Source organism: Cohnella laeviribosi DSM 21336 (assembly GCF_000378425.1).
Classification (GTDB): domain Bacteria; phylum Bacillota; class Bacilli; order Paenibacillales; family Paenibacillaceae; genus Cohnella; species Cohnella laeviribosi.
In genome coordinates, this window is sequence record NZ_KB899811.1 from 144,607 (window position 1) to 170,359 (window position 25,753).

A 25,753-nucleotide genomic window follows, 5' to 3' on the forward strand; every position below is an offset into this window, starting at 1 on the left:
TATGAGGCAAGAGAGGGGAACGGGCAAATCTTATTTGACCGTTTTGGCCGGCTTTACCAGAAAGAACACGAGCGCCAGGGTGACGAAGGACATTAACGAAACGGCAATAAACACTATGCGGTGGGAAATGCCCATCATCCAGCCGAAAATCGGAGGGCCGAGCGCCACGCCGAAAAAGCGCAAACCGCTGTACAGCGAAGTAAGCATCCCGCGTTCCGCTTTCTCCACAATGCCCGTTATCATCGTTGTCAGACAAGGAAGCAGCATGCCCGTACCGACGCTGCTGGCCGTCAACAGGCCGATGACCCAATACAGGTTGTTGTTGAACCAGATGGCCAATCCCAGCGCCACGACCATCAGCAGCAGGCCGATATTCATCATCCAGCGGATCAGCACACCGTTTTTCTTAATGACGATTCCGGTCAAATAGGCAAAGGTGACCATGCCGAACAAGGGAATGGACAGAAAAAAGCCTTTGCGGACGCCTTCGATCGAATAAGGCGGTTCCTCCAAAATATTGGACAAAAAAAACAAGACGCCGAACAAAATAAAAAGCGCCGCCGTTCCCGCCCAGAAAGACGCGTACAGCCACCGCCCGTGCTGCTTGAAAATCTGCCCCGTTTTGGACAAATATTCCTTGATCCGCATCGGCTCGTCTTCGCGTTTCGGCTCTTTGATCCAAACGAGAACGGCGATCATGGAAAGCAGGCAAAAGACGGAAAACGAGAAAAAAACGGCATACCAAACGATAAGAGCCAGCAAAGAGCCGAGAATGGGACTGATGACCTTGCCCGATCCGTTGGCGGCTTCGATAAGGCCGAGCGCTCGGCTCTCCTCGGCGTCTTTGTACAAATCGCCGGTGAGCGCCATCACGATCGGCGTCGTCCCCGAGGCGCCGATTCCCTGCAGGGCTCTGGCGGCCAGAAGAAGCCCGTAGCTGTGCCAAACGGCGGCAAATCCGGATAAAATGCCCGCGCCTCCGTAAACGATAAAGGCGGGGACGATCACCGCTTTGCGGCCGAACCGGTCGGACAGAAATCCGGCAACCGGGATAAGGAAGGCCGCCGTAAGCGAAAACAGCGTAATGACCAAGCTGCTTTGCAGCGAGGAAATGCCCAGCTCGCGCTGCAGCGTGGGCAAGATCGGCACGATCATCGAGTTGCCGAGCACCAGCACGACCGGCACGGTGGCAAGCGCAATGTATTCCCAAACTTTCGAACGGCCGCCGGAAGAGACGCGTTCGGCCGGGCGGCGACGGGTCGAGGATGACTCGTCTTCCGTTCGGGCGGCATCCGCGACAAAAGAAGCCCGCGCATCCTTTTTGGTTCGAGTGGTTGCCATGGTGTTCCTCCTTGAACGATAATAAACAAAGCTAATGTTCCCGGCCCGCCTTGTTCTCATGCGGGAGCAGCGAAGCCAGAACAAGGATGCGTTGGAACCGGAAACGGGAGTAAGGTAAGATAGAAGAGGCAACCTAAGGCGAAAGAGGGACCGTTCGGCATGAAACGAAATGTAGCGATATTGGGGTTTGTGATCGCAGCCGTCGTGGCTGTTATCTGGTGGAACCAATCTGCGAAAGAAACCGGCCGGGAAACGGAGGGAGCGGCCGCATCGAATTCGCAAGCCGCGGGAGAAGTGCGGAAGGTTGCGCCGGTCGCGGACTCGCTCGCTCCGTCCTTTACGCTTGAATCCATGGACGGGCAAACCCGGTACCATGTCGGAGGAGCGAGGGACAAGGCGCTTATCCTCAATTTCTGGGCTTCGTGGTGCGGGCCTTGCGATCTGGAAGCGCCGGATTTGCAGAAAATCTACAATAAATATAAGGACCGGGTCGATCTTTACGCCGTCAATGCCGCCAAATACGATACGGTGCGGGGCGCCAAGGATTTCGTAAAAGAAAAACAAATTTCGTTTCCGGTCCTGATGGATACGGAAAACAAAGCGGGCGATTTGTACAAAGTGTTCTCGTACCCGATCAGCTTTATCATCGATAAAAACGGCGTTGTCCGCGAACGGATCGAAGGCGTCCAGCCGCTTGACAAGTGGGAGAAGATGCTTGGGGATGTCCTTGAAGAGTAAGATCGGCGCGCGGCAGCCGGGAAAGGAAACGAAAAAGGAGGCCGATGCCACTGGCGTGACACGGTCTCCTTTTCTTTGATTAATGGTTGACCAATCCGTGCGGTTCCAGCCGCGCTTCCGGCTCGGTTACGCTTTTGGCCATGCCCAGAAGCGCATACCGGATGCTGTCCACGAGCGCTTCCCAGCTCGCCTCGATCACGTTGGACGACACGCCTACGGTGCTCCAGGTGTCCTTGAAGTCCGTGGATTCGATCAAGACCCGGACTTTGGCGGCGGTCGCGTCTTTTTCGTCCAGCACCCGGACCTTGTAGTCCGTCAGGTGAACGTCGGCGATGCCTGGGAAATACTGCACCAGCGCTTTACGCAGGGCATTGTCGAGCGCGTTGACCGGGCCGTTGCCTTCCGCTACGGTATACACCTGATTCTCGCCGACCCGCAGGCGGACGATCGCTTCCGAGGTCATGCCGGCGCTTGTTCTCTCCACCATGATCTTGAACGACTCGACCGTAAACACTTCAACGTCGTCTCCGTACGCTTCCCGAAGCAGCAGCTCCAAGGAGGCGTCGGCGCCCTCGAATTGGTAGCCCTGGTGCTCGAGCTCTTTGACCCGTTCGATGATCTCCCGGGATTTCTCGCTGTGGGATGCGATGTCGAGCCCCATCTCCTGGGCTTTGGAGACGATATTGCTTTGTCCGGCCAGCTCCGAGACGAGAATGCGCTGCTTGTTGCCGACAAGCCCCGGCTCGATATGCTCGTACGTTTTGGAATCCTTCAAAATCGCGGATACGTGGATGCCGCCTTTATGGGCAAAAGCCGCGGAGCCGACATAAGGCTGATTGACGGGCAACATCACGTTGGCGATTTCGCCGACATAGCGCGCGACGCTGGTCAGCGACTTCAATTGCTCGTCGGAAATGCATTTGTATCCCATTTTGAGCTGGAGATTGGGCAAAATGGAGCACAGGTTCGCGTTGCCGCACCGTTCGCCGTATCCGTTGATCGTGCCTTGAACCTGTCTCGCCCCGGCGGATACCGCAGCCAGCGTGTTGGCGACCGCGAGCTCGCAGTCGTTATGCGTATGAATGCCGATCGGCGCCTGGATTTCGGCCACGACGCGCGAGACGATTTCGTGAATTTCCCCGGGCAGCGTGCCGCCGTTCGTGTCGCAGAGGACGATCCAGTCCGCGCCGGCTTCTTTGGCTTTCCGCAGGGCGGAAAGCGCGTATTCGGGATTGGCTTTGTAGCCGTCGAAGAAATGCTCCGCGTCGAAAATGGCTTCCATTCCGTGCCGCTTGACAAAAGCAAGCGATTCGTAAATCATGGCCAAATTCTCTTCGAGCGTCGTCTGCAGCGCCGTGTGCACGTGGAAATCCCACGACTTGCCGACCAGCGTCGCCGCCTTTGCGCCGGATTCGACCAAGTGCCGCAAGTTGGCGTCCTGCTCGCAAGTGCTGTTTTTGCGTCTTGTGCTGCCGAAGGCCGTCAGCTTCGCCTGCATGTCGAGCGCGCGGGCTCTTTTGAAAAATTCGATGTCCTTTCCGTTGCTTCCCGGATTTCCGCCTTCAATATAATGAACGCCGAGCGCGTCGAGTTTGAGCGCGATTTTAAGCTTGTCTTCCGCTGTCAGGCTGATGCCTTCGCCTTGCGTTCCGTCGCGTAGAGTCGTATCGAAAATGCTGATGGACGTGGACATGAAAAACGGGATGCCTCCTTACAAACAGGTGAAACTATTATAGCACGGCTGGACTCAAATGTAGAGAGCGTTTGTCCCGGGTTCCGCTGCCGGGCTTCGTTGATCGGAAGCGGAGGCTGGAATTATAATGTAGTTACGAAGAAAAAAGACCGAAGGAGGCGGTCGCGTGAGCGCAGCGAAGCGGAGAGTCATTTTGCACATCGATATGAACGCGTTCTACTGCTCGGTTCACGCGGCCGAGGACCCCGAGCGGTATGCCGGCAAGGCGACGGCCGTGGCCGGCAGCGTCGAGCTGCGCAAAGGCATCGTCGTCACCAGCTCGTACGAAGCGCGCGCCAGGGGAGTTAGAACCGGCATGACGGTGCGGCAAGCGCAGCGGGTCTGTCCGGAACTGATCCTGATCGCTCCCGACTTCGACTTGTACCGCAAATATTCGCGGGGATTTCTGCGTATCGCGGGCAGCTACACGCCGCTTGTCGAGGCGGTCTCCATCGACGAATGCTATCTCGACATTACGGGCAGCGGCCAGTTCGGCACGCCGCTGCAGATTGCCGAAGCCATTCAGCGGCGGGTCAGGGAGGAGCTGTCCCTGCCTTGCTCGATCGGCATCGCGCCGAACAAGCTGCTGGCGAAGATGGCTTCGGATATGCGCAAGCCGAATGCGATCACCGTGCTCCGCAGGCGCGAGGTGCCCGCGCTGCTCTGGGATAAGCCTTGCCAAACATTGTTTGGAATCGGCCGGAAAACGGCGGCCAAACTAGAACGGATGAATATCCGCACGATCGGCCAGCTTGCCGCGGCCGACGCAGCGCTGCTGAAGGAGAAATTCGGCGTTTACGGCGAATGGATGAAGCGGGCGGCGCACGGGATCGACGATTCGCCGGTCGAGCCGATCCGGGAAGCGGCCAAGTCCATCGGCCATACGACAACCCTTCCTGCGGATTTGACCCGGCGGGACGACTGGCGCAGGGTGCTGCTGAATTTGGCGGATCAGACGACCCGAAGGCTTCGCCGCCAATCGATGCTGTGCTCGACCGTCCAAATCGTCATTCGCGATCCGGAGATGAGAACCATTACGCGGGCATCCACGCTGCAAGCGCCCATCGACTCGCTGGACGACGTGTACCGCGAAGCCTGCAGGCTGATGGATCGGCATTGGAAAGAGGGACAGCCGGTTCGCCTGCTCGGCATCACGCTTCAAGGGCTGTCTCCCAAGAAAGACACGCCGGTACAGCTCGACCTGTTCCATTACCGGGAAGCCCCGCGCAAGGAGCAATTGTACTCGGTCATGGACCGGCTTCGGGACAAATACGGGGAGGATGCGGTGCTCACCGCAGGCATGCTGACGGACGATCCTTCCGCGCTGATCCGGAACCGGAAAGTCAGGGGAACGTCGCTGCAAACCGATTTTTTGCGCGAACGGGATTTCTTCGAGTAAGAGGTTTTATAAGGAAATGTGATGAATGCCATTGATTTTTTTGTTTGATATCGCATAGCTTTTATATTATATTGGACATAAAAGACGTGCGCTGGACCGATTTGAGGAGGTTACTTTTCATGGCTAAATTCACCTATGTTGATAAAGATACATGCATCGCTTGCGGAGCATGCGGGGCGACGGCTCCGGACATTTACGACTACGACGACGAGGGGCTTGCCGAAGTGATTTACGGCAACGACGGCAACCGCGGCGTTACGGAAATTCCGGAAGAATTGTACGACGATCTGCAGGATGCGGCCGACGGCTGCCCGACCGATTCGATCAAAATTTCGGACGAACCGTTCAATAACTGACGATGCATCCCGACTCCCTTGGGGCTATAGAGAGCCCGGGGGAGTTTTTTTGCGCCGCCGGCGATCCGCCGCATCTGAAATTCCGGGCGCGCCTATCCGATATAAACGGGAAAGGAACCTCGGAGAGGAGATTCCGGATGCGCAAAGACGACCGGCTGGAAGAGCAGATCCGGCAGTTTTACGAGCATGTGCCGGACGTGGCCGATTCCCTGCCGCTTAAGGATTATTTGCTCAAACACGAAAACAATCAGATGGCCTGGTATTTGCTTGGCAAGCAGTATGCGGCCAGAGGCGAGGAAGCGAAAGCGAATTACTGCTTCGGCCAGGCCGGGCCCGTGTATGAAGCGTTCGAAGCGAAGGCCAATCCGCTGAGCGGCGGCGGTTTTCCGGCGTCCGCCCCCCGAGACGGAGGGAAAAAACGCGGTTTGGCGATCGCGGCCGCGCTGCTGGCGATCGCGGTGTCCGTCGTGCTGCCCGTCCGTCAAGCCGTAGCACCTACGGACGCTGCGCCGGGGATGCGGCAGGCGGCGGACGATACGGGCGCCATGGAGGAGCCGGGGCCGCCCTTGAAGCCGGTTTATTCCGCTCCTCCTGCGGCCGCAACCGGCTCCGCGGCAGACGGGCTGGCGCTTGTGGCCGGAGCGGACGATCCGGCCACGGACGGCATGAAGACGCTCGGCGGATTGCTGACCAAGCGGACGAGCGGCTCCGAATCGTGGCTCGTTCAGGCCCCGAAGCTGGGGAAATGGACCGATTGGGTCGGCAGCGGCCGCCCTCTGGCCAAAGTTGCGCTCGACCGTCCGGATGCGGCGGCGGCGATCGACTGGTTCGATCCGAAATGGTGTCCCTGCGGCACGTCGAAGGACGCGTCGGAGCTATGGCGATCGGTCGCGGAGTGGAAACCGCCGCAGGAAGGAAAGCTGCTGCTGCGCTCGGCCATGATCCGGTACCGGGAGCGGACGGGAAGCTGGCCGAAGTCCCCGGACGAGCTGGCAGGCGCCTACCCCGCGAATACGACGGCGGGATGGTCGGAGGAGATGACCGTTTGGTTTAACGAACTGCAGGCGGAGCTGGAGAAAGGGAAGGCGGAGACGGTCGGCTGGCCGCGCGCCGGCGGGACGGCGGGCGAGAGCGGAGGCGTCCCGGCCGGCTCGTTCGCGCCCATGACCGAGCATCCGCTCGAAATTATCGTCGACAAGAAAAACCACCGGCTCGCGGTCGTCAGCGGGAATGTGCTGCTGCGCAATTATCCGGTGGGACTTGGCGGAGACAAGACGCCCGAGGGAACGTTCCGGATTACGGAGAAGGTGCGCAATCCGAACGGCCGGTCCGACGGGGCGTTCGGCAGCCGGGGGATGACGCTGTCGGATACGCTGTATGCGATCCACGGCACGGACGAACCGGACAGCATCGGCCAGGACCGTTCGCAGGGCTGCGTGCGCATGGCGAAGGAGGACTTGGAGGAGCTGTACGATCTGGTTCCGCTCGGCACGAAGGTCACCATTGTAAAAGAGGGTCTGCCCGCGGACCTGCGCATTCCCGAGAAGCGGTTCCGGCTAAAGCCGGCGCAGGACGAGACAAACCCTAAGAAAACGTATGAATGGCTGGGCTGACCGGCCAGGCTTGCCGCCCGGGCGTCAAACATTCAGAATGAGCAGCGTACCGACAACGACGACGATGGCGGCAAAGGCGGCGCCGATCCAGATCAGCGCCTTCTTGTTCACCTCTTCCTTCTGCTTTGCCCTGGGCAAGGCGGAGGGTTTCTTTTTTGGTGCGCTCATGGCAATCAGACCTTTCATCGCTATGGAGAATATGGCTTGTGCCTTTATTGTAAACGGTTGCCCGGCAAAACGCCAGATGCTCGCCGGCCGTTGGCGCTTAAGCCGGATAAAGCTCCCTTTTCTTTTAGCGAAGAAAAGGCTAAACTGGTACCCGAAGGTTTTATTTTTGCAAAGCGGCGCCACATTCCGGGGCGGGGAAGCGCTCCGTTACCCGGAGGCGATTCGGAGTTTTCGCATCGAGAAGAAAGGATGTCGGACGGTTTGCTGTACAAGTTGGTTAAACCATGGCTATTCCGCATGGACGCCGAGCTGGCGCATCATTTGGTGGTGGACGGGTTGGGAACGGTAGGCGGCGTGTCCGGGGCGACGTCGATGCTGTCGGCCGTCTGGGGAGTAAAGGCGCCCGAGGAGCTCGCCGTCGATCTGTTCGGGCTGCGTTTCGCCCATCCTGTCGGACTGGCGGCGGGGCTCGACAAGAATGCGAAAGCGGTGCCAGGCTTCTCCAGCATCGGTCTTTCGTTCATGGAGGTCGGCACGGTCACGCCCAAAGGCCAGCCCGGCAACGAGCTGCCGCGGCTGTTTCGGCTGCCTTCGGACGAAGCGCTGATTAACCGGATGGGCTTTAACAACGAAGGGGCGGAAGCGATGGCGGCGCGCCTTGCGCGGCTCGGCCGCAGACGGATTCCGCTCGCGATCAATATCGGCAAAAACAAAACGACGCCCAACGAAAAGGCGGCGGAAGATTACCGGGAATGTTTGCGGAGGCTTTATCCTTACGGGGACTTTTTCGTCGTCAATATCAGTTCGCCGAATACGCCGGATTTGCGCTTGCTGCAGCACGGCGACGAGCTGCGGGGGCTGCTGGACGCGGTGCGCGACGAGATGCGGCGGCAGGCGCAGCGGACGGGCGGAACGCCGAAGCCGATTCTCGTCAAGATCGCTCCCGACAACAGCGAGGAACAGCTCGCTTACATGGCGGAGGCGATCCGGATCAGCGGGATGTCCGGCATCATTGCGACGAACACGACGATCGCACGGGACGGCCTGACCCATCCGAACGCCGCCGAAACGGGGGGGCTGAGCGGACGGCCGCTGACGAAGCGTTCGACGGAAGTGATCCGTACGCTGTACAAATTGACAGGGGGAGAATTGCCGATTATCGGATCGGGAGGCATATTCACGGCGCAGGATGCCTACGACAAAATCCGGGCCGGAGCGAGCCTCGTGGAAGTCTACACAGCCATGATCTATAAGGGCCCCGGCGTTGTCGGCGAGATTGTCCGGGGGCTGCGGGAGCTGCTTCGCAAGGACGGATTCGGCCGCATTACGGAAGCGGTCGGAGCCGATTTTCGGTGAAGCGGCCGGAAAGGAGTCAGCATGGACGGCAGGGATTGGAACAAATTTTTGCTGCCTTATCAGCAAGCGGTTGAGGAATTGAAGGTTAAGCTGAAGACGCTGCGCACCGAGCTGAAGGCGAGAGAAGAATACGCGCCTATCGAATTCGTGACGGGCAGAGTCAAACGGATTTCCAGCATCCTTGAAAAGGCCAAACGACTCTCCGTCCCTCTGGATCAGATCGAAACGGGGATCGAGGATATCGCGGGCATCCGGATCATGTGCCAGTTTGTTGAGGATATCAAGACGGTTGCCGAAATGATCCGCAAACGCGAGGATCTGACGATCCTTTACGAGAAAGATTACATCAGCAACCCGAAGCCGAGCGGTTACCGAAGCTACCATATCATCGTCCGGTATCCGGTTCAAACGTCCCTCGGCTCGCTTCCGGTTCTGGCGGAAATCCAGATCCGGACGCTGGCGATGAATTTCTGGGCGACGATCGAGCATTCGCTGAACTACAAGTATCGCGAACAGCTGCCCGAAGAAGTGCGGGAGCGGCTGTACAAAGCGGCGGAGGCCGCTTTCCAGCTCGATAACGAGATGTCCAGCATCCGCCAGGAAATTGTCGATGCGCAGCAGGGCTTCGAAGAAAAATCGGGCATTGTGCGCAAGGTGCTGAACGATATTCAGAATTTGTATTTCTACCGCCGCGTGCGGGAAGCGGCCCAGTTTCAGCTTCGTTTCAACGAGCTGTGGGAGCAGGAGGACATCTGGGGAATTACGGAGCTTTCCGCGGAAATTCAGGAGGCGCTCATACGCGCGGGAAAGAGCCCGGATTCCTGACGGGAGCTGCGAAATTTCGCAAGGGACATCCGTTTTTCACAGACGGAAATGTCCCTTTTTATGTTTTCGCGAATTTCGCGCGGCGAAACTTTTGGAAAAGGCCGCAGGGTGGACAAGTCGTCTTTCCTCCCGTACAGTATACGTTAGCAAGGCGAAGGCCAGGAAGAAAGAAGTGCAAACGATGAAAAAGTCGATCCGATTGGATAAAATGCTGGGCAACCTCGGTTATGGAACGCGGAGCGAAATCAAGCAGCTTGTACGCCTAGGCAAGGTGACGGTCAACGGTTCCGCCGTCAAAGACCCCGGCATGAAGCTCGATCCCCATCTGGATCGGGTGGCGCTGGACGGCGAACCGGTCGCCTATCGCGAAGAGGTATACGTGATGATGCACAAGCCGGCGGGCCTTGTTTCCGCGACGGAAGACCGGCGCGACCGGACCGTCGTCGACTTGCTGCCGGACGAGCTTGGCGTGCTGTCGCCGTTTCCCGTCGGGCGGCTCGACAAGGATACCGAGGGGCTGCTTCTGCTCACCAACGACGGCAAGCTGGCGCACGAATTGCTGGCTCCGCGGAGGCATGTGCCGAAGACGTACCGGGCGCTCGTCGAAGGCGAGGCGGGAGAAGAGGACGCGGCGGCTTTCCGGGCCGGCGTGGCGCTGGACGACGGCTACGTCACCCTGCCCGCGCATCTGCGCGTCCTGCATGTCGCAAAGCCCGGAGAAGCCCCCGCGGACCGGGAAATGGCCGAGGCGATCGAAAGAATGCGCGCTACGCCGGCGCTGCGGCGAGACGAGCTCGAGCGCGCGCAGCGGGACCGGTCCCCGCTGAGCTGGATCGAGCTGACGATTCACGAAGGCAAATACCATCAGGTAAAGCGGATGTTCGCAGCCGTCGGCAAGCGGGTCCTGTATTTGCGCCGGGTGGCGATGGGACCGCTCGAGCTCGATCCCGCTCTTGGGCCCGGGGAGTGGCGCGAGCTGACGGAAGCCGAAATCGAGGCATTGCGGAACTATCGCAAGGAGAAGCGGGCGGCGGACGGATTCGTCGGATAACCCCCGTCGGAGTTGTTCACGGAAAGGCGTGTTTGGATCTATGGCATTCGGTATCAAACGCGAAGAGTTGCAACAATGGAAAGAGCGGGTGGCCAGCGGGGAAATCGCGTTTCTTACCCATTATTGGCACGAACCGCGCTGGCCCGGCGTCCGCACCGTGACGAAGGTGGGCTGCTCGGACGTAAAACGGCTCGCGGCGTGGTGCGCCGAGAACGGGCTGGACCCGGCTTACATTCACCGACGGGAGCCATTCCCCCATTTCGATCTGATCGGTCCGAAGCAAAAGGAAATCTTGATCCGGGAACGGCTATGGGATCAGCTTCGCAAGTTCGGCATCGGCTAACCGCAGGCCGCCGAATTCCCGATCCGCCATCATCCGCCGGCTTTGCCCGACAGCGTTCTTTGGATGATCGCTTCGAACCAGCGCCAGGGCAGCGCCGCTTTGCCGAAAAGCGTCAGCTTCGTTCCGCGGCCGACCGCGTAGCGGAGGCGCGGCGCCCGGCATTCGGCCAATCTGGCGACAAGCTCCGCGACCTCCCGAGGGTCCTTCGACGTCGCGGCCGCGCGCCGCGAATATTCGAGCACCGCCTCCAGCGTCTTGCGATACGGGGAGTCGGGACGGCTGCGGATGCCGGAGAATCCTTTGTCCCAGATGGCGGTGCGGTACGCTCCCGGCTCCACGAGAACGACGCGGATGCCGTGCGGGGCCAGTTCGTGGCGCAGGCTTTCGCTGAAGCCCTCTACAGCGAACTTGGAGGCGGCGTAAGCGCCGTAACCCGGAAAAGCGATCCGGCCGCTGACGCTGCTCAGTTGAATAATCGTGCCGCCGCCTTGTTTGCGCATCAGCGGAATCGCGGCGCGGCTCATGGCGACAACGCCGAAAAAGTTCGTTTCCATCTGCGCGCGCCAGTCGTCCATCGGCACTTCTTCCGCGAATCCGCCCACGGCGAAGCCGGCATTGTTCACGAGGACGTCGAGACGCCCGTATCGCCGCGCCGCATGCGCCATTGCGGCTTCGATCGATTCGGCATCCGTCACGTCGAGCCGTACCGGATCAAGCCGCGATGCGACGCCGGCCCGTTCCGCTTCCCGAAGCAGTTCATCCCCCCTTCCGAGGTCCCGCATTGCGGCCATCACCCGATAACCCCTCAGCGCCAGCGCGATCGAAATCCGCAAGCCGAAGCCGCTGGAAGCTCCCGTAACGAGCGCCGTTTTGTCCGCCATTGCCATCATCCGTCTCCTTTTTTGCCTCTGTTCGTTGTCGGTCATTACCGTTTTCGTCAGCCGGCGGCGGTATTCCTTCCCGCAGCAAATCGTCCGGAACGCCAATTGCGTCCGGGAACGAAAAAAATAAAGCCCTTCGGCTTCCCGTAAGGAAGCGAAAGGGCTGAACGGCTTGCTTTCTTGTTAGGCTCGATTGCGTCCCCCTGAAGGAGCTGGCGCCGGTTCAGACCGATTCGCCCCGGTTCCGGAAACGGCGGGCCGGCGGTCAGTAGCCGGCTTTCAGGATGATGACGAGCAGGATGAACAGGACCAGAACGAAGGCTGCCGATGCATAGTAGCTGCCGATAACACCGGACATGCGCATTCCTCCTTCTGATGAGCTGTAGACGGCCGAAGCGGGGGTTCGGCGCGGACGAACGCTCCCGCCGTTGGCCTACTCTATCCTATGAAGGAAGCGGAAAGCCGAATTGGACATTTGCCCCGGGGCAAACGACTTTGGGCATTCGCGGAAAAAAAGCGGATGCCGCAGCACGCCGGCCGTCAGACCGAGCGAAGGCCTTTGGGAAGGCGGTTTTTGAGCTGGCCGTCGCTGGCCTTGAACCAGCCGAGCGGCCAGCCGTCGACCGCAAGCAGCCCCCAGCCCTTCGCGCCTTCCGGCGAGGCGATGCTCTCGCCCCGCAGGTATGCGGCGATTTCCGGCGAATCCGCGGGGAAATCGGCGGTCAGCGCGGCGTCGTCCGCTCGGACGGCCATCGCCAGCGCATGGGCCGGTTCGAAGCGTCCTTTCCGAACATCGCCAAGATGCAGTCCGGGGCGCGGCGTCCGCAGGCCGGCGAGCGCCGCCGCCCCGAACGGAGCGCCTTCGGGCTGAGGCAGCCAGTAGAGCGCTTCTCCGAACAGCAGCGGCGATCCCTCCTCCGGCAAGCGGAAGCGGGGCAGCGCTTCTTCCGCGAATTCGCGGAACAGCCGCAGCGCGGCTTCGGCGGCTTTATCGGGTTTGCCGGACTTGCGCGCCGCGCTCCGTTCCCTGGCGCGTTCCCCCTTGCCGGAGCCGGATGCCGAACCGCTTCCTTGCGGATGCTTCTCCAGCACGGCGACGTAGTGTCCTTCCCCTTCCAGCCGGTGCGGCCACATTCGTTCTTCCCTCGCAAGTTCAAACTCCGGAAATTCCTCGATGAATGCCCGAACGGTCTCCTCGTTCTCCTCGCGGTTAAAGGTGCAGGTCGAATAGACGAGCCGGCCGCCGGGCTTCAGCATCCTGGCGGCGTCCCGCAAGATGTTCCGCTGGCGGGCGGCGCAGGCTTTCACCGCTTCGACCGACCACTCGAGGGCCGCTTCGGGGTCTTTGCGAAACATGCCTTCCCCGGAGCAGGGCGCATCCAGCATAATGCGGTCGAACGCTTCCGGCCAACGTTCTGCCAGAGGTCCCGGCGCGGAATGAATGACCAAGGCGTTGGCAATCCCCATTCGTTCCACGTTCTCGGCCAGAATCTTGGCCCGGGGCGGGTGAATCTCGTTGGCGACGAGGAGTCCCTGTCCCTGCATTCGGGCGGCGATTTGCGTTGTCTTGCCGCCGGGCGCGGCCGCAAGATCGAGCACGGTTTCGCCCGGCTGGGGATCGAGCAGTTCGGCGGCAATCATCGCGGAAGGCTCCTGGATGTAGTACAATCCCGCCGCGTGATAAGGGTGCCGGCCGGGACGGCTTGACTCTTCGTAGTAATAGCCGTGCTCGCACCACGGCACGGGCCGCAAGCCGAACCGCTTCGCGATGCCGGGGAACCGTTCGTCCCGGGCCGTCAGCTTGGACGGGTTCAGGCGCAGGCCGAACGCGCGCGGCTTCTGATACGTATGCAAAAAGACTTCGGCCTCTCGCTCGCCGAGCAGGAGGCGGATCCGTTCGATGTATTCGGGCGGAAGTCGGGTCATGCGGGCCAATCTCCTTCGCGTTCGTTCCGTGATCGATAACAGTATACACGACTGCCGCCGGTTATACGAGCGATGCGAACGACGTGACCCGGTTTTTGCCCGTCTTTTTGGAATGGTACATCGCTTCGTCCGCCTGCTTCATCAACTGTTCGGCGGTGATACCGCCGGTCGCGCTGCTGATGCCCACGCTGACGGTGACGATCGTCTCCTTCTCGATTCGGGCGCGGATCGACTCGGCGACCTCGGCAACCGATGCGCCCGGCGCCGATACGAACGCGACCAGCTCTTCCCCGCCGTAGCGGCCGGCAAGCCCGACTTCTTCCGTTTCTTCCATCAAAATGGCGGCGGCCTGCTTCAGCACGATGTCGGCTTGCTGGTGACCGTGAGTGTCGTTGAGTTTTTTGAAGTTGTCGATATCGCAGAAGATCGCCCCGACCGGCAGCCCGCTGCGAAGTGCATGCTCAAGCTGCGCCGTAAAGAAACGGCGGTTGAACAGATTGGTCAGTCCGTCCGTAATGGACGAGCGGTACGCCGACTGCAGGATTTCCACGACCCGCTCGAACAAAATCATAAATAAAAAGATGAAATAGACGACAGGCAATAGCGCCGAAACAACCGAATAAAATAAAGAACCGGGCTCGAAAAAACGGTCCGCAAGCGCCGCCATCTGCATCAGCATGGCGACGGCCAGCGTGATCAGATAGCGAAGCCGCTGCCCGACATGGGGTGCGAACATCAGCGCGAACAGCGGACACAGCAGCAGCAGGTAGACGCTCAGCACCGGCGTGACGGGCGTGCCTTGCTCCCAAAGGCGCCGAAACGAATCGGTTCCGGAGAACAGGCCCGTGACCGCGATCGCGCCGCCTACGCCAAGCAGGGAGTAAAACCAGGCGCGCGTTCGGGGCCGTTTTCGGTGATACAGCTCAAAGACGGAAAAGTTGATGACGATAAAGGCGAAGACGTTGAGCGTCTCGGTTATGAAAGCAAGCAGCGAAACGTCCCTGGCTTCGAACGTGCGCGCCAGCACGAACATTTGATGGGCGAGACAGATCACGAGCGAAACGAGCAGATTCCGGTACGCTTTGCGGCGGGTCTGCACGAGCAACCGGTAGGCCATGAACAGCATCAGAAACAGAAGAATGAACGAAACGGAGGAGGAGAACAGATTTAACAAAGGCTGGTTGTTCTCCCAAAACGCGTTGAAATTCATAGATGCCCCCCAGGTTTCCTTTACAGAAACATATGTTCTAATATATCATATCTTTGATAGAGCGAGTAGCAGGACAAAAGGAGGAGTCGCCCTTGAACATTCTGCAGGCGCTGTTTTTCCCCCCGGAGCAGCCGGGAGGCGTCTCTTCCATGGTGCCTTACATCGGCGAGCGGTTCCGCAAAATCGGTTGGGAAATGGAATTGTTCTCCCTGCCGAAGCGCATTCGCAACAAAGGCCAGGAGGAAATCGAGTTCGAAACGTTCGACTGGCGTGAATACGCCGGCCATCCGATCGTCGACAAATATATCCAAACGCTCAAAGACTATATTTGGTGGACAAAGCTCCGGCTCAAAGGCAGCTACGACGTGATCCACGCCCATCACCCGGTGGCGGCGCTTGCGATGAGGCGGATTTATCCGGACACGCCGCTGCTGATGACGGTGCATTCCAGCTTCGAGAAGGAATTGATTCTGAACGGAAGGATTGCCGCGGACGGACCGGAGCATCGTTTTCTTACCTCTTTGTACGGGGAACTGGAACGGAAGACGGATCTTTTGATGACCGTCTCGAACTCTTTCGCCAGTTATATGGGGAAGTACCTGGTCCGGCCGGAAGCGGTCCGGGTCATTCCGAACGGCTACGACGAGAAGCGGTTCAAGCCGATCGCCCACGAGAACGAAGTGACGCAACTGGTGACGGTGTGCCGGCTTGTCCCCGCCAAAGGGCTCGACATTTTGCTGCGCGCTTGCGCGGAGCTCCGCTCGCGGGGCAGACCGTTCGTGCTGCATATTATCGGGGACGGGCCGATCCGCAAGGAGCTTGAGGCGTTGTCCCAGCAGCTTGGCATTTATGACGATACGATTTTCTACGGCTACATGCTGCATCCGGAAGAGCTGATGCCTTTCTTTGACGTGTTCGTGCTGCCCTCCCGCGCGGAGGCGTTCGGCTCGGTGTTTGCGGAGGCGGCCTTATGTTTGCTGGCGCTCGTCGGCACCGACGTGGGAGGCATAGCGGAGCAGATCGAAGACGGCGTCAACGGGCGCCTTGTGCCTCCGGACGACCCGATCGCGCTGGCCGACGCGCTGGAGAATTTGATTGTCGATCCGCATTTCCGCTATGAAATGGCGCGCGCCGCTTGGAACAAGGCGAAAAAGGCGTATTCGCTGAACCGCGTCATCTCGGAGCTGAAGAAGATTTATCTGGATTTCGCTCCGGGTGCTCCGGGCCGGGAAGATCGTTGATCTTCCGCCCGGCCTGCCCAGGACCGGGGCCGGTTCAGGAGGCCGTGGGAGAATGGGGAGGCTTCCTTCTCAGCCTGCGGTCGAGGATGAGGAGAAGCAGCCAGCCGAGGCTGAGCAAGCCGAACAGCGGATAAAGCGTCGTCAGCAGCGGTCCGAAGCCGAACTGTCCGAGGATAAGGCAGAACAGCAGAAGGGACAGCGTCAGCCATGTTCGGGGGAGGCGGATTCTCTCCTCCAGTTGCAGCGATAACCCGTACAGATCGGCAACGAGCGTTGTGAAGATTTCCGCGAAAATCAGAAACACAAAGATGGCGTGCATCCACGGCCCGAGTTCGCGGGCAATGTCGCCCATCGGAATGTCGAATTGCTGGGCGCCCGGCATGTGCGCGGACAACGCGAAATGTCCTGCCAGCAGCATCGTCCCGATGCCGATGCCGCCGAGCCATGCGCCGCGCCGCAAGATTTTCGCATCGCCGATCACGGAGCCCAGCGGGACAAGCACGGACTGCGACATGGTTAAATTGAAGGAAGCGTACAGCAGCGGGGACAGCCAGGCGGCCGCAGGGGACAGATCGCTCCGAAGCGTCAGCCAGCGGTCGGCACCCGGCCCGCGCATTGTGTCGATAACGAGCGCAAAAGTGAACAGGATCATGACAGGTACGACAAGCAAGTTCACCGAGACGATTGCGGAAATGCCTTTGCGGAGCAGGAAGAAGCAGGCGATCAACGTGATGAACATCCCGCTTTGGTAACTCATCTGCAGCTGCTCGGAGAAAATCGTGCCCGCCCCCGCGAGCATGACCGAGTTGACGCTCATCAGAACGACGAGCATAAGGTGGCTGACCCAGGCGCCGGCGCGCTCTCCGAACAGATGCTTGTTCAAATCCTCGTACGATCTGGCTTTTATTTGGGCGGCGAGCAGCATCATTTTGGCGCCGAGCCACACGAAGAACAAGGTGGCCGTCGCAATCAGCAGCGCTCCCCAGTGTCCGAACCGGGTAAAAAACTGCAGCACTTCTTTTCCCGTTGCAAATCCGGCACCGACGACGGTTCCGATAAACGTAAACGCGATTTGCAAACTGCGGAACCATGCTTTCATGCCTTCGTACCCCCTGACCGCTCCTTGTCCATGTATCTCTTTACAAGGGTATGAGGGGAATGGGACGGGCATGACTAAAGGATTCCGCTATGCGAAAACATTCATTTCCGCGCTTGCATCTTCGCTTCTCCGCTTTAGACGGCGGCATGGCCCGTGCTTGGCCGTTCCGTCTTTTTGACTGCGGCCGACTCCTTTTACGAACAAGGATTTCCAAATGCTCGGACAAAGCCCTTGCCCTAGAATCGCATTCTGCCCGCAACGAAAATCGGAAACGGCAAGCCGGCAGGGGCAGAGAACGAAATTGCCCGGGATGACGTAGCGGCTGTTTGCTCGTGAATCGCAACTGCATACATACCGCAACTTCGGCATCATTATCGCAACCGCGGCCGATGAGCTACCGCAGTCTATGAGTTTACCGCAACCTATGAGCAACCGTAGTCTATGCGTCTATATCCCCACCACCACTACATAACAACTCGGCTTTGTGTCTATCGCACCTATACACGTCTATCGCACCTAAATTGGAAAAATCCAACCGAATACGCCGTTTAGACGCCGAAAGCCGGCTTATATTGGAAATATCCATTATTTTGAACCGCAGAAGCCGAATCCGCAAGGTTCTCGCGCCATTTTATCGGAATAAATCCAATATACGGTTCCGAAAAGAGGCGAAAGGAGCCTGCATCCTGCACAAAATCCAAAATCGCCGCTCGGGGCCATGAGAGGTACTGGACGGACTACATAGCGGCTGTGCACTGCGGACGGAGACGATGTAGGGTACTAGGCGGACTACTTGGAGGGCTGCCCCATGCCGCCCGTACATACATGACCCGCCTTTTCAAGCCAAACGGCAACATGGGTTCACTCGATTAAAAGGCGAGTTTGCTTGCCATGCCAGAAGGGGCCAAACGAAGACGTTCAGAAGACATCTCGAACACGGCCTTCATAGCGGAACCGAATAGGGGATGTTAAGGGGTCAATCATCGTTTTTGTACTCTTTCTTCAGCAGCCGGACGGACAGCACTTTCCGTGTCGACGGGTCCACGTCCGCTTTGATCCAGCCCTGATCGACCGTGGCGCTCAGCACATTGGAGTCGGACGGAACCTCCACGCCAAGCGCGGCGGCGGCCTGCGCTTCGTCTTCGCCGACGGTCAGCCCGGCGATGCCTGTCGGCACCGAAGCCGAGACGATTTCGACATAGACGACTTGTCCGTCCGGGCCATACCCGACGGTTATGCCATCATATTCATGCATCTGCACGCTGCCGAAGCTGTCCGCGACGGTATAGACGTCCGCCGGCGCTCCAAGCCGAGCCCTTACGTCCGCATCGCTCATGCCGAGCGATATGACGCCGGATGAGCTCGCATGGTTGCCGCTTTCCGGAGCGGGGCGTTCGGCATCCGGTTCGGAAGGCTTGGCGACGGCGAACGGAAAAGGGGCGCCGGCAGACGGCCGCTCCTCCCGGTCGTCCGGCAGCGGGACCACGGAAGCCGCTGGCGCCGGAGTAAACACGGGCGTGAAGGTTGACGGCGCAGTTTCGGCGCCCGCCTCCATCCCGTTCCGCAGGGGAGAGCCGGAGGCGTCCGCCCTTTTCGAAACGGATATCGTCCGGTGAGACGGGGAAACGACGGCAAGGTCGCAAGAAACGAGACAAAACGAACCTATGGCGGCAACAAGCGGCATCCAGATATAGTTTTTCGTTTTGCGCATCGATTCTTCACCCTTCTGCATCTTTCTACTACTTAGGACTGTACGGGCGCGCAAAAGTTGCATGCATTTTCGGCACCGGGCAAAAACCGTGCTTATGGCTCAATCGGCCGGCGGATGCGCTGCGAAAGACGCAGGCAAACCGAAGGCGAAGCGGGCAGACTGGAACTGTAATAAGCCGACATGGACATGGCCGCGGCATCTTGCACGGGGGTGGCGGATATGGTACCTTAGACGGAAAAGAAGTGACGGAGGAAACCGGATGGAAATACTAAAGGAAAGGATTCTGCGGGAAGCGACGGTGATGAATTCGGATGTGCTCAAGCTGGACGCGCTTCTGAATCATGGCGTCGATCCCCGGCTCACAATGGAGATGGGCGAAGAATTTGTCCGCCGTTTTCAGGGCGAGAAGATCACGAAGGTCATCACGGTGGAGTCTTCCGGTATTCCGGTCGCTTTCGCTACCGCCTACAAGCTTGGCGTTCCGCTCGTGTTCGCCCGCCGCAAGAAGACGCTGATCGGCGACAACGACGTGTACTGCGAGCGGGTTCCTTCCTTTACGAAAGGAATCGTGACGGATTTGATCGTTTCCCGGCATTTGCTGGACGAGAAGGATTCCGTTCTGTTTATCGACGATATCATTGCGAACGGGGATGCGGCGCGGGGATTGCTCAAAATTATCGATCAGTCCGGAGCGGCCGTCGCGGGAATCGGCATCGTTCTGGAGAAGACGTTCCAGGCCGGAGGACGAACGCTGCGAAACATGGGATATCGGGTCGAATCCCTGGTGAAAATCGCCTCCCTCGAAGGCAATGTCATTACGTTCGAATAAGCCGCGATCAAGCCGGGATGCCTGCCCGTTGTTTCGTTGCCGGACGTTTCCAAGCCGATGTCTCTTTTCCGACAGGCCTCATATGATTTATAATAAGACTTAAGTTGCAGAGGGGAGGCGAGCAGCAATGGCAGCCGTCGATCAACCGAACGAATTTTTCGCTAAGAAGCTGGATGATGCCAAGAACCATTTCGAGCGCGCGCTCGACTGCAAGCATACGGAATTTGACGATCTGTATCCCTATATGATCGAGCACCCGCAATTTTTCTGGTACAAAAGATACGTCGCGTGGTCCGAACTTCTGACGGTCGTCAAGCTCTGCGACGAATTGGGCATTCCGTGGACCGAGCATTTTACGGAGCGTCAGGTGGAATATATCCGCGGTCGCGTCATGTCCGGCAAAGTGTTGGATTACTGGTACGAGACGAACGATACGCGGGAACATGTAGGATGAACGCCGCTGCATGCATAATCGAAGACCCGTCCGGACGCTGGCTTCGTCCGCAGACGGGTCTTTGTTCACGGATGGGTTACGGGAGGATGCAAAGGATGTTGAGCGAAGAATTGTTGGATAAGTACCGGGTGGAAGGCACGAAGGTGAGAGTCGTCCGCGACGCGCTGGAAATCAACGATGTCATCGGCATTGTCGTCGCTTGGGACGATACCCATGTGCTGATCCGGCGGCCCAACCGGCGCGTGGTCAAGCTAAGCCGCGAATATACAATGGTGGAGGCGGACGCTCCCCGGCCTTCGGTGGTGTAGGGGCGCTCCGTCTTTTCATCTGTTATTTGAACATAAAAAAACCCCAGTTCCGCTGGAGTTGGTCTTGTGAATATGGTGCGGTCGAGAGGACTCGAACCTCCACGGCTGTTACACCACTAGAACCTGAATCTAGCGCGTCTGCCAATTCCGCCACGACCGCATATCGTATGAGATTCTTCGGAGCGATGCCGGCTTGCCTTGCAAGCGGCGTTCTTCGTAATCACGAAGATTATAATAGCATGCGCTGAAGGACAAAGTCAAGGCGGATCGCAAAGTTTAAATTTTCAGTCAACGGGGCGCCGGAAGCGGGAACGAAGCGGCGGAGGGGGCGAAGGGGCGAATCGGTTTCAGCCCGAACCAGCGGTCAAGCGCCCGAGCCCCCGAACGTTACTCCACCTTGCCATCCCGTCGCCTCGTCGCTTGTTATTCCGTTATTCCGCCGCTCTATCGCTCCGCCGCAAGATGGCGTACCCTTTTTCCCCTTCTATTTGTAATGTTTGACGCTCAGTTGATCCAAGCTTTTGAACGCGTAACCCTGCTTTCTGGCGTCATCGATGATTTTTCCCAGCGCGTTCGCGTTGTCCTCCGAAACGGCGTGAAGCAAAATGACGGCGCCGGGGTGAAGCTGCTTCATCACGTTGTCGTGAGCGTAGCTCCAACCTTTTTGCTGCTTGACGTCCCAGTCTTTGTACGCGATGGACCAAAAGACGTTGGTATACCCGATCCGGCGGCAAATATCCAGCATCCGTTCGCTGAAGATCCCCCGCGGCGGCCGCATAAACCGCATGTCCAGCTGTCCCGTTACCTTCTCCGCTTCCTGCTCGACTTTGGACAGCTCGTTTTTGATCTGTTCGGCCGACAACTGCGTCATATCGGGATGGCTCCAGGAATGATTGCCGACCAGGTGGCCTTCGAGAACCATTCGTTTCAATAATTCGGGCTGATCCCGAACGAAGTGCCCCGTCACGAAAAAGGCCGCTGGCACCTTCTTTTCCTTCAGCACGTCCAGTATCCGGGCGGTATACCCGTTTTCGTAACCGTTGTCGAACGTCAGGTAAAGCTCCTTCTGGGCCGTATTTCCGAGAAAAATAGCCTCGTGCTTTTTCATGATGTCCATAAAGCCTTCCTCGGCGATCGAAGGGAAGCTGCCGTTTTTGCTTTTCTTGAAGCCGAAGTGGTACGGTCCGGTTCCATGCGCGGACGCGGGGGCGGACGCAACCGACCAGCCGATGATTGCCGCAAGCGCCGCCATAACCGTTGCAAGCGCTAGAGATTTGAGCGTTTTAGCCATCGTTTCCTTCACTCCATGTTCGTATTCCCGTCTAGGTTTCCGCAATTTGGGCGATCCTATGCCGAAGGCGATCTCGGACCAGCGTTCCCGGACCAAAGTCCGGCTTCGGACAAGCCGCAAGCAGGGCTGAAAATTCGACGCCGGACGATGGGAAACGAAGAGCCCGAGCAATAGAATGAAGCTAAGATAAACAAGGAATTGCGGACAAAGGCGGGAACGGGAATGATCGGAAAGAAAGCGGACCGATTCGGGCGGCCTCTTGTTTGGCGAACGGCGGGCCTTCGGCGGAAGGAGGCGGATGCCGCGGCGAAATCGTCCGGTAGGGTCTCGCCGAATACAATCCGCCAGACGGTTTGGCTCGCGTGGGAGAAAGCCGTCTGCTGGGCGATGTCTCTGCGCAGCGAATATACGCTGCAATTCGGCATCTGCAAAGTGATGGTCAGGCAATATTCGGGGGAAAGCATATTGTGCGCGGACGGGACATGGATCGAAGAGGGCGACCGGATCGGCGAGCTTCATCTGGACAATCGCCGGGTGCTGGAGCTTGTGCGCGAGCATGGAGCGGACCGGGCCGGGCTGTTGACGGCCAGGCTCGTCCGGCAATCGCTCGGGCAAATCGAGGCGGCGATGGACGCAAGGCCCGAGCTGGCGATGGTGAAGGCGCTGGTCGGGGTGACGCTGCTGCACAGGGGACTAACTCATGGCCTGGGATTCGAACGCAGGCCGCTGCCCGGTAAAGGATTCGAGAAGCTGTCGCGGCTTTATCTGCTTCTTCTGCTGCGGTTTCTGCACCCGGACGGCGCGACGCGAGTCCGGCGCGGCAAGGAGAAGCTGGTTCCGATGATGCTGGTTCATACCCGCGGCTCCTTGCGGGAGGCCATGGCGGGCCGCAAGGGCTCGACATCGGCGGCTCGATCAGCTCTGCTTCGAGATTCATCGAACTGCCGGTTTTTCCAGTAAAAAATAGCGATTTGCGTCCGGTCGCGCAGGTTCAGCTTGCCGAGGATGCTCGTGACATAGTTTTTGACCGTGTCTTCGCTCAGGAACAACTCCTGGGCGATTTCTTTGTTTGAAAGGCCGTCCGCGATTTTGCGGACGATGGCCTGTTCGCCGTCGGTCAGCCCGTAGGAGGACAGGGAGACGGAGTTCGGCCGCGATACTGAAGCGTTTGCCGAAGGCGGAGGACCGATCAGCGAAGCAAGCTTTTTGGCGATGTCCGGATGAATGAGCAGATTGCCTTCGCACACGGTGCGGAGGCCCTGCGCGATGCGCTCCGGCGGAAGGTTTTTGAGCAGATATCCGCTCGCGCCTGCGCGCAGCGCTTCGATGATGTATTCGTCGTCGTCGAACGTGGTCAAGATCAGCACGCTGACGTGCGGGTAATCGCGCTTGATGCGCCGGGTCCCTTCCACGCCGTCGCAGCCCGGCATGCGGATATCCATCAGCACGGCATTCACCGCTTCCTGCCGGCCGACGGCCTGCCAGGCTTGCTCCCCGTCCGAACAGGCGTCCACAACTTCAAGGTCGGGCTCCATGTTCAAAATCAGCTTCAGGCTTTCACGAATAAAAGGATCGTCATCGGCCACGATCAGGCGAATCATGGGAACTCCTCTTTTCCGGTTAAGATTAGGCGGGGTGTCGGTATGTCGGCAGCACGGTCGTAACCGCGAAGCTCGGCTGGCGCCGGATGTCAAGCTCGCCGCCGACCAGCTCGACGCGCTCCTTCATCCCCCGGAGGCCGAGGCCCCAGGGTCGATCTTCCTCGGGCACGGCGCCGTTGTTGGCGACGGTCATGAGTACGCGGTTCGGCTCGTACCGAAGTGTAATGTTTACGGCGGTGGCCGCGCCGTGGCGGATCGCGTTCGTCACCGCCTCTTGGGCGTTGCGGTATAGGATAAAATCCAGACTCGGATATAAGGCGTAGGGTACGCCTTCTATGGAATAGGCGACGTCAACCCCCTGTTCGTTGCCGATCTCTTCGATCAGGCGGGTCAGCGAATACGAACGCATCGCGCCTTCTTCCGGTTTCATCTTGCGGACGGTCGAACGCAGCAGTTCCATGCTTTCGGCAAGCTGATCGCGGACGGACTCGGCCATGCGAATTCCCTGTTCCGGCCGATCGGCCCAAATGCGGATGGCGGCGTCCATCATCATTTTCAGGCGGATCAGCTTGTGGCCGAGTTCGTCATGGATGTCGCGCGATATGCGGTTTCGTTCCGCCAGCTGTGAAATTTCTTCGATTTTTTGGGCGTATTCGACCAGTTGGCTTCTCGCTTCGTTCAGTTCGATATGCTTGTACCTGAGCTCGTCGTAAAGCAGCTCGATTTCCGCTTTGCTTCGCATCGCGCGCCTTAGCTGCAGGAGCAGCAGGCCGATCACGGCAAACATCAGATTGGCGGTCACGATCGCCGATAAGGGGCGGTCCCACAAGGCCGCGTTCAGCAGCACCGCGTGAAGCAGCGCCATCGGCCAGGCGAAACGGAAGGACGCTTCGGGCAAATAGACAAGCATCGGCGCCATATGAGCCGCATACATCAGGCCGTCATAACGTTCGCTTACCCATGCTCCGTATCCGATGTCCAGGACGAGCCAGAGCAGCATCCACCGCTCGGGCATTCGCCTTGTCCAGCTCGCAATGCCGAGTTGAACAAGAACGCAAAGGGTGAACAAGCGGTCGGAATCGTAGGACTCCGCATTCATCGAATACAAAGCCGGAAGAATCACAAGCAGGCAGCGGAGGTAAAGCAGCACGTCCGTCTCATCCTTTTTCTCCGAACTCGTTTGCCAAAAGTATAGCACAACCAGCGATGCGAAGGAGGATTCCGAAAGATGACTTAAGTCATATGCGTTTCATGACCGATTCTACCTGCGGCGGGGCTCCCTTCTTTCTATAATGGGGATTAGTGAAAGCAGGGGCTAGATGAGGAGTGAAAACGCGTGAACCGTCTCGTGGAAATGAAAGACGTCGTAAAAAAATACGGCAGCAAGGTAACGGTCGATCATTTGAATCTGACCATTCAGGAAGGGGAAATTTTCGGTCTGCTCGGTCCGAACGGTGCGGGCAAAAGCACGACGATCCACATGCTGAGCGGCCTGCTCAAAATCGATTATGGCTCGATCTGTCTGGACGGCTTCTCCGTGGCGGAACGGCCGCTGGAGACGAAGCGCAGAATCGGCCTCGTACCGCAGGATCTGGCTATCTATGAAGAGATGTCGGCGCTGGATAACGTCATGTTTTTTGCCAGGTTGTACGGCCTAAGGGGCGCTCTGCTCAAGGAACGCGTAGACGAAGCGCTGGCGTTTGTCGGCCTTCAGGACCGCAAAAAAGACAAACCCAAATCGTTCTCCGGCGGGATGAAGCGAAGGCTGAACATTGCGTGCGCCATTACGCATCGTCCGAAGCTGATTATCATGGATGAGCCGACCGTGGGCATCGATCCGCAATCGCGCAACCATATTCTCGAATCGGTAAGAGAGCTGAACCGGATGGGTTCGACGGTCATTTACACGAGTCATTATATGGAAGAAGTGGCGGCGATTTCGACGCGGGTCGGCATTATGGACGGCGGCCGGCTGATCGCCTGCGGCACCCAGGAGGAGCTGCGCGCGAAGGTGGCCGGGGAGGAGAAGCTGACGATCGAGGCGCAGGGCATACCGGAAGCCGCGTTGGAGGAGCTGAGACAGCATCCCCATATGATTCGGGTCGTGCCGTTGGAGGAAGGGGTCGAAGTGTATCTGAATTCCACTCAGGCTTACTTGCAGGACATTCTTTTCGTCTTGTCCAAGCATCAGGTGCGCATCCGGAGCCTGACGCAAACCGAGCCGGATCTTGAGACGCTTTTCCTGTCGCTCACGGGGCGCAGCTTGCGGGATTAGGAGGA

General features: G+C 58.8%; 26 protein-coding genes and 1 tRNA gene. 14 read left to right on the forward strand and 13 right to left on the reverse strand.

Annotation, left to right across the window (positions count from 1 at the left end):
* Window positions 1-30: 30 nt before the first annotated feature.
* Window positions 31-1,341 (reverse strand): MFS transporter, encoded by a 1,311-nt coding sequence (locus tag F560_RS0104190; RefSeq protein ID WP_019004461.1) that lies wholly within the window; start codon window positions 1,339-1,341, stop codon window positions 31-33.
* Window positions 1,342-1,500: 159 nt separating this feature from the next.
* On the opposite strand from F560_RS0104190, the gene F560_RS22445 reads away from it, so the two are divergent.
* Window positions 1,501-2,079 carry a TlpA family protein disulfide reductase gene (locus F560_RS22445; RefSeq protein ID WP_019004462.1) on the forward strand — a complete coding sequence of 193 codons (579 nt, stop codon included), beginning with the start codon at window positions 1,501-1,503 and terminating at the stop codon, window positions 2,077-2,079.
* A 79-nt stretch (window positions 2,080-2,158) separates the two neighbouring features.
* Here the strand turns inward: F560_RS22445 and cimA are convergent, their stop codons facing one another.
* The gene (gene cimA, locus F560_RS0104200; protein WP_019004463.1) at window positions 2,159-3,772 is read right to left on the reverse strand and encodes a citramalate synthase; all 1,614 of its coding nucleotides are present in this window, start codon (window positions 3,770-3,772) and stop codon (window positions 2,159-2,161) included.
* Window positions 3,773-3,938: 166 nt separating this feature from the next.
* Here cimA and F560_RS0104205 point away from each other — a divergent pair, with 166 nt between their 5' ends.
* The 3 genes from F560_RS0104205 (at window position 3,939) to F560_RS0104215 (ending at window position 7,179) form a co-directional block, all read left to right on the forward strand.
* The gene (locus F560_RS0104205; RefSeq protein WP_019004464.1) at window positions 3,939-5,210 is read left to right on the forward strand and encodes a DNA polymerase IV; all 1,272 of its coding nucleotides are present in this window, start codon (window positions 3,939-3,941) and stop codon (window positions 5,208-5,210) included.
* A 119-nt stretch (window positions 5,211-5,329) separates the two neighbouring features.
* Window positions 5,330-5,566, forward strand: a complete 237-nt coding sequence (locus F560_RS0104210) for a ferredoxin (RefSeq protein ID WP_019004465.1) — start codon at window positions 5,330-5,332, stop codon at window positions 5,564-5,566.
* A gap of 137 nt (window positions 5,567-5,703) precedes the next feature.
* Window positions 5,704-7,179 (forward strand): L,D-transpeptidase, encoded by a 1,476-nt coding sequence (locus F560_RS0104215; RefSeq protein WP_019004466.1) that lies wholly within the window; start codon window positions 5,704-5,706, stop codon window positions 7,177-7,179.
* Between the two features lie 24 nt (window positions 7,180-7,203).
* Here the strand turns inward: F560_RS0104215 and F560_RS25890 are convergent, their stop codons facing one another.
* Window positions 7,204-7,347 (reverse strand): hypothetical protein, encoded by a 144-nt coding sequence (locus F560_RS25890; RefSeq protein ID WP_169449887.1) that lies wholly within the window; start codon window positions 7,345-7,347, stop codon window positions 7,204-7,206.
* Window positions 7,348-7,608: 261 nt separating this feature from the next.
* On the opposite strand from F560_RS25890, the gene F560_RS0104225 reads away from it, so the two are divergent.
* The 4 genes from F560_RS0104225 to F560_RS0104240 all read left to right on the forward strand — a co-directional run bounded on the left by F560_RS0104225 (window position 7,609) and on the right by F560_RS0104240 (window position 10,922).
* On the forward strand, window positions 7,609-8,703 hold the full coding sequence (locus tag F560_RS0104225) for a quinone-dependent dihydroorotate dehydrogenase (RefSeq protein ID WP_026298085.1): 1,095 nt from the start codon (window positions 7,609-7,611) through the stop codon (window positions 8,701-8,703).
* A gap of 21 nt (window positions 8,704-8,724) precedes the next feature.
* On the forward strand, window positions 8,725-9,528 hold the full coding sequence (yjbM, locus tag F560_RS0104230) for a GTP diphosphokinase (RefSeq protein WP_019004469.1): 804 nt from the start codon (window positions 8,725-8,727) through the stop codon (window positions 9,526-9,528).
* 181 nt (window positions 9,529-9,709) lie between these two features.
* Window positions 9,710-10,579 carry a pseudouridine synthase gene (locus F560_RS0104235; protein WP_083931984.1) on the forward strand — a complete coding sequence of 290 codons (870 nt, stop codon included), beginning with the start codon at window positions 9,710-9,712 and terminating at the stop codon, window positions 10,577-10,579.
* Between the two features lie 40 nt (window positions 10,580-10,619).
* Window positions 10,620-10,922 (forward strand): hypothetical protein, encoded by a 303-nt coding sequence (locus F560_RS0104240; RefSeq protein WP_019004471.1) that lies wholly within the window; start codon window positions 10,620-10,622, stop codon window positions 10,920-10,922.
* 29 nt (window positions 10,923-10,951) lie between these two features.
* On the opposite strand, the gene F560_RS0104245 is transcribed toward F560_RS0104240, so the two are convergent.
* From F560_RS0104245 to F560_RS22455, 4 genes are all read right to left on the reverse strand, one after another.
* Complete coding sequence (locus F560_RS0104245; protein ID WP_020621263.1) at window positions 10,952-11,803, reverse strand: SDR family oxidoreductase; 852 nt, start codon at window positions 11,801-11,803, stop codon at window positions 10,952-10,954.
* A gap of 265 nt (window positions 11,804-12,068) precedes the next feature.
* Window positions 12,069-12,161, reverse strand: coding sequence for a sporulation protein YjcZ (yjcZ, locus tag F560_RS24850; RefSeq protein WP_019004473.1), 93 nt, complete (start codon window positions 12,159-12,161; stop codon window positions 12,069-12,071).
* A gap of 182 nt (window positions 12,162-12,343) precedes the next feature.
* Window positions 12,344-13,729, reverse strand: a complete 1,386-nt coding sequence (locus F560_RS0104255; protein ID WP_019004474.1) for an RsmB/NOP family class I SAM-dependent RNA methyltransferase — start codon at window positions 13,727-13,729, stop codon at window positions 12,344-12,346.
* Between the two features lie 61 nt (window positions 13,730-13,790).
* Complete coding sequence (locus F560_RS22455; RefSeq protein WP_019004475.1) at window positions 13,791-14,939, reverse strand: GGDEF domain-containing protein; 1,149 nt, start codon at window positions 14,937-14,939, stop codon at window positions 13,791-13,793.
* Between the two features lie 92 nt (window positions 14,940-15,031).
* On the opposite strand from F560_RS22455, the gene F560_RS0104265 reads away from it, so the two are divergent.
* Entirely contained in the window at window positions 15,032-16,180 is a 1,149-nt protein-coding gene (locus tag F560_RS0104265; RefSeq protein ID WP_019004476.1) for a glycosyltransferase family 4 protein, read from the forward strand.
* A gap of 34 nt (window positions 16,181-16,214) precedes the next feature.
* Here F560_RS0104265 and F560_RS0104270 read toward each other — a convergent pair whose 3' ends face one another.
* A complete protein-coding gene (locus tag F560_RS0104270; protein WP_019004477.1) occupies window positions 16,215-17,279 on the reverse strand; it encodes a YkvI family membrane protein in 1,065 nt (354 codons plus the stop codon).
* 976 nt (window positions 17,280-18,255) lie between these two features.
* Window positions 18,256-18,990 (reverse strand): hypothetical protein, encoded by a 735-nt coding sequence (locus tag F560_RS0104275; RefSeq protein WP_019004478.1) that lies wholly within the window; start codon window positions 18,988-18,990, stop codon window positions 18,256-18,258.
* A gap of 259 nt (window positions 18,991-19,249) precedes the next feature.
* Here F560_RS0104275 and F560_RS0104280 point away from each other — a divergent pair, with 259 nt between their 5' ends.
* From F560_RS0104280 to F560_RS0104290, 3 genes are all read left to right on the forward strand, one after another.
* Entirely contained in the window at window positions 19,250-19,819 is a 570-nt protein-coding gene (locus tag F560_RS0104280) for a xanthine phosphoribosyltransferase (RefSeq protein WP_019004479.1), read from the forward strand.
* A gap of 127 nt (window positions 19,820-19,946) precedes the next feature.
* Window positions 19,947-20,273 carry a hypothetical protein gene (locus F560_RS0104285; RefSeq protein ID WP_019004480.1) on the forward strand — a complete coding sequence of 109 codons (327 nt, stop codon included), beginning with the start codon at window positions 19,947-19,949 and terminating at the stop codon, window positions 20,271-20,273.
* Between the two features lie 95 nt (window positions 20,274-20,368).
* A complete protein-coding gene (locus tag F560_RS0104290) occupies window positions 20,369-20,581 on the forward strand; it encodes a hypothetical protein (protein WP_019004481.1) in 213 nt (70 codons plus the stop codon).
* Window positions 20,582-20,654: 73 nt separating this feature from the next.
* Here F560_RS0104290 and F560_RS0104295 read toward each other — a convergent pair.
* Both F560_RS0104295 and pdaA read right to left on the reverse strand, forming a co-directional pair.
* Window positions 20,655-20,741 (reverse strand) — tRNA-Leu (locus F560_RS0104295).
* 324 nt (window positions 20,742-21,065) lie between these two features.
* Window positions 21,066-21,872 (reverse strand): delta-lactam-biosynthetic de-N-acetylase, encoded by an 807-nt coding sequence (gene pdaA / locus F560_RS0104300; RefSeq protein WP_019004482.1) that lies wholly within the window; start codon window positions 21,870-21,872, stop codon window positions 21,066-21,068.
* A gap of 222 nt (window positions 21,873-22,094) precedes the next feature.
* Here pdaA and F560_RS22460 point away from each other — a divergent pair, with 222 nt between their 5' ends.
* Complete coding sequence (locus tag F560_RS22460; RefSeq protein WP_019004483.1) at window positions 22,095-22,832, forward strand: YkoP family protein; 738 nt, start codon at window positions 22,095-22,097, stop codon at window positions 22,830-22,832.
* On the opposite strand, the gene F560_RS0104310 is transcribed toward F560_RS22460, so the two are convergent.
* Together F560_RS0104310 and F560_RS0104315 are read right to left on the reverse strand one after the other, a co-directional pair.
* A complete protein-coding gene (locus F560_RS0104310; RefSeq protein WP_019004484.1) occupies window positions 22,724-23,473 on the reverse strand; it encodes a response regulator transcription factor in 750 nt (249 codons plus the stop codon). The genes F560_RS22460 and F560_RS0104310 overlap by 109 nt on opposite strands.
* 25 nt (window positions 23,474-23,498) lie before the next feature.
* Complete coding sequence (locus F560_RS0104315) at window positions 23,499-24,623, reverse strand: sensor histidine kinase (RefSeq protein ID WP_019004485.1); 1,125 nt, start codon at window positions 24,621-24,623, stop codon at window positions 23,499-23,501.
* Window positions 24,624-24,827: 204 nt separating this feature from the next.
* Here F560_RS0104315 and F560_RS0104320 point away from each other — a divergent pair, with 204 nt between their 5' ends.
* Window positions 24,828-25,748: an ABC transporter ATP-binding protein gene (locus F560_RS0104320; RefSeq protein WP_033395794.1), complete on the forward strand. Its 921-nt coding sequence runs from the start codon at window positions 24,828-24,830 to the stop codon at window positions 25,746-25,748.
* Window positions 25,749-25,753 lie beyond the last annotated feature (5 nt).

Excerpts from the sequence above, each read along its gene's own strand:
- F560_RS22445 (WP_019004462.1), top strand. The coding sequence starts at position 1,501 with ATGAAACGAAATGTAGCGATATTGGGGTTTGTGATCGCAGCCGTCGTG.
- F560_RS0104290 (WP_019004481.1), top strand. The coding sequence starts at position 20,369 with ATGTTGAGCGAAGAATTGTTGGATAAGTACCGGGTGGAAGGCACGAAG.
- yjbM (WP_019004469.1), top strand. The coding sequence starts at position 8,725 with ATGGACGGCAGGGATTGGAACAAATTTTTGCTGCCTTATCAGCAAGCG.
- F560_RS0104310 (WP_019004484.1), bottom strand. The coding sequence starts at position 23,473 with ATGATTCGCCTGATCGTGGCCGATGACGATCCTTTTATTCGTGAAAGC.
- F560_RS0104215 (WP_019004466.1), top strand. The coding sequence starts at position 5,704 with ATGCGCAAAGACGACCGGCTGGAAGAGCAGATCCGGCAGTTTTACGAG.
- F560_RS0104275 (WP_019004478.1), bottom strand. The coding sequence starts at position 18,990 with ATGCGCAAAACGAAAAACTATATCTGGATGCCGCTTGTTGCCGCCATA.
- F560_RS0104255 (WP_019004474.1), bottom strand. The coding sequence starts at position 13,729 with ATGACCCGACTTCCGCCCGAATACATCGAACGGATCCGCCTCCTGCTC.
- F560_RS0104270 (WP_019004477.1), bottom strand. The coding sequence starts at position 17,279 with ATGAAAGCATGGTTCCGCAGTTTGCAAATCGCGTTTACGTTTATCGGA.
- F560_RS22455 (WP_019004475.1), bottom strand. The coding sequence starts at position 14,939 with ATGAATTTCAACGCGTTTTGGGAGAACAACCAGCCTTTGTTAAATCTG.
- pdaA (WP_019004482.1), bottom strand. The coding sequence starts at position 21,872 with ATGGCTAAAACGCTCAAATCTCTAGCGCTTGCAACGGTTATGGCGGCG.
- F560_RS0104285 (WP_019004480.1), top strand. The coding sequence starts at position 19,947 with ATGGCAGCCGTCGATCAACCGAACGAATTTTTCGCTAAGAAGCTGGAT.
- F560_RS0104240 (WP_019004471.1), top strand. The coding sequence starts at position 10,620 with ATGGCATTCGGTATCAAACGCGAAGAGTTGCAACAATGGAAAGAGCGG.
- F560_RS0104245 (WP_020621263.1), bottom strand. The coding sequence starts at position 11,803 with ATGGCGGACAAAACGGCGCTCGTTACGGGAGCTTCCAGCGGCTTCGGC.
- F560_RS25890 (WP_169449887.1), bottom strand. The coding sequence starts at position 7,347 with ATGAGCGCACCAAAAAAGAAACCCTCCGCCTTGCCCAGGGCAAAGCAG.
- cimA (WP_019004463.1), bottom strand. The coding sequence starts at position 3,772 with ATGTCCACGTCCATCAGCATTTTCGATACGACTCTACGCGACGGAACG.
- F560_RS0104280 (WP_019004479.1), top strand. The coding sequence starts at position 19,250 with ATGGAAATACTAAAGGAAAGGATTCTGCGGGAAGCGACGGTGATGAAT.
- F560_RS0104235 (WP_083931984.1), top strand. The coding sequence starts at position 9,710 with ATGAAAAAGTCGATCCGATTGGATAAAATGCTGGGCAACCTCGGTTAT.
- F560_RS0104210 (WP_019004465.1), top strand. The coding sequence starts at position 5,330 with ATGGCTAAATTCACCTATGTTGATAAAGATACATGCATCGCTTGCGGA.
- yjcZ (WP_019004473.1), bottom strand. The coding sequence starts at position 12,161 with ATGTCCGGTGTTATCGGCAGCTACTATGCATCGGCAGCCTTCGTTCTG.
- F560_RS22460 (WP_019004483.1), top strand. The coding sequence starts at position 22,095 with ATGATCGGAAAGAAAGCGGACCGATTCGGGCGGCCTCTTGTTTGGCGA.
- F560_RS0104320 (WP_033395794.1), top strand. The coding sequence starts at position 24,828 with ATGAAAGACGTCGTAAAAAAATACGGCAGCAAGGTAACGGTCGATCAT.
- F560_RS0104190 (WP_019004461.1), bottom strand. The coding sequence starts at position 1,341 with ATGGCAACCACTCGAACCAAAAAGGATGCGCGGGCTTCTTTTGTCGCG.